Annotated in this window: 2 protein-coding genes; both read right to left on the bottom strand. The window is 61.9% G+C overall.

The window, feature by feature from the left end:
* Positions 1-39 precede the first annotated feature (39 nt).
* On the bottom strand, positions 40-1,083 hold the full coding sequence (locus BQ9890_RS14505; protein WP_143226256.1) for a DDE-type integrase/transposase/recombinase: 1,044 nt from the start codon (positions 1,081-1,083) through the stop codon (positions 40-42).
* Positions 1,080-1,566: hypothetical protein (locus tag BQ9890_RS14500; protein WP_230298052.1), on the bottom strand; the 487-nt coding region annotated here is incomplete at its 5' end. The genes BQ9890_RS14505 and BQ9890_RS14500, both read right to left, overlap by 4 nt.

Genomic DNA, 1,566 nt, shown 5'->3' with positions numbered 1-1,566 from the left:
CTGCGCGCGGTGTCAAGCTGTGGTGAGTCACTGGGTGTGTCAGCTGGCTGCTGATTGGTTGTCTGGTACTTCTGGCTTGTGGTGCAAGTTGATGCCGACCACGTTGGGTAGCGTGGGTGGGATGGGTGGCTTGCGGTGGCGGTCGCGGTGGTGGGCGTAGTAGGTGTCCAGTGCCTGGACGCGGCGGTCCTGGATCTGTGTCCAGGTGCCGTCGTAGACGGATCCTGGAGTGTGCAGCGCCAGACTGGAATGGTGGTGGGCATTGTTGAACCAGTCCACGTATTCACCCACCCAATGCTGGGCTGCGGGGAGATCCTCGAACATTCCGGGGTAGGAGGGCCGGTACTTCATGGTCCGGAACTCGCTCTCCTTGAACGGGTTGTCATTGGAGACACTGGGGCGGTTGAAGGACATCGCCACATCGTGGTCACCACACAGGCGCCGCATCCGCTCAGACTTCATCGCAGCCCCATTGTCGGAGTGCAGGACCTTCGGTGCGCCATGAGTGTTGAATGCTTCTCTCATCATGTCCCGGGCGATCACGTCGCTCTGGCGGGAGGCGACGCGGTGAGCCACGATCTTTCGGGAGTAAAGGTCTTGGACGCTGTAGGCCTTGAACACGCAGCCCACGAAGGCCCCCTTGACGTCCGAGATGTCCCACACCCACACCTCGCCAGCAGCGTGAGCCTCCACAATCGGTGCTGATCGCTTCGAGCCTCGACGCTTCGTGGGAATCTTGGGGCGTGCCTGTTGGTCCTTGATCCGGTTGGCGATGCGGTACCACTGGCGTCGACTCCCCAGGTACACGCCCTCATCCCAGGAGGTGGCAAACGCCTGCTGGACGGACTCACCCTTCGCCCAGGCCGCAGTGATCCTGGCCATCACCTCTTCCTCGTCCTGGGTGCTGATGCGTGAGGGATACCCACGATCTGCCTGAGGGATGGGCTCGCGCTGGATCCGGCGAGGCTTGTCGCGGTACTGCCACGTTCCCCGAGACACTCCCGCCATCTCCAAGGCCTCACGCTGGGAATGGCCCACTTCTTTCAAGTCCCCCACCAGGTCGAACATCACCTGGCGGATCACCTCGAACTCTCCGCGTCGCTGCTGGCTCCGGGCTCTTGACCGCGTATCTGCTGCAAGAGCCCGAAAGCTTTTCCCAGTGCAAGGTTGCCTGCCTCAAGCATCCGGATCTGCTCATCGCGACGCGCCAACTCCGCCGCATGAGCGACCTCCACGGCCTTCAGTTCCTTCTCATGGCGGGCGCGCTCACCTTCCAACGCCCGCTCCGCATCAAAGGCCCGTTTCGTCATGTCCGAGACCCTACTGGAAGACCTCGGCACCAGCCCACGCTCCATGTCCCCACTGATGAACGCCTTCCTCCACCGGTGAAACTGCGCCCTCGTAAACGGCTTCCCCTCCAGCCATCCTTCCTTGCTCCCCTGAGGCAAATCCAAGTACTCCCACACATAGCCCCTGATCTCCTCACTCGAAAACCCCGGCGTCAAACTCATCGAACCACTCCTCCTCAACAGGAGTGACTCACACCCAGCCTGACACGCACGGCTG

It is taken from the genome of Actinomyces provencensis (assembly GCF_900155435.1).
In the GTDB taxonomy this organism is placed as follows: Bacteria; Actinomycetota; Actinomycetes; order Actinomycetales; family Actinomycetaceae; genus Pauljensenia; species Pauljensenia provencensis.
This window is presented reverse-complemented; position numbering and strand designations above follow the sequence as displayed.